At 50.2% G+C, this 233-nt stretch carries 1 protein-coding gene; it reads right to left on the minus strand.

Features of this window, described 5'->3' with window-relative positions:
• Positions 1 to 233: SufD family Fe-S cluster assembly protein (locus SB775_RS34090; protein WP_410865720.1), on the minus strand; the 233-nt coding region annotated here is incomplete at both ends.

A 233-nucleotide genomic window follows, 5' to 3' on the forward strand; every position in this document is an offset into this window, starting at 1 on the left:
CGGGTAATTCCACGCGACATGAGGTAGTAGATAGACTCTTCACTGAAGCGTCCTACCGAAGCAGCATGGCCCGCTTTGACATCGTCCTCATCGATCAACAGGATCGGGTTGGCATCGCCGCGAGATTTATCGCTCAGCATCAGGATGTTTTCCGCCTGTACGCCGTTTGCTTTTTCAGCGCCTTTTTCAATTTTGGTGATACCGTTCAAAATGCTGACTGCTTCACCTGTCAT

Source organism: Peribacillus sp. SIMBA_075 (assembly GCF_046534585.1).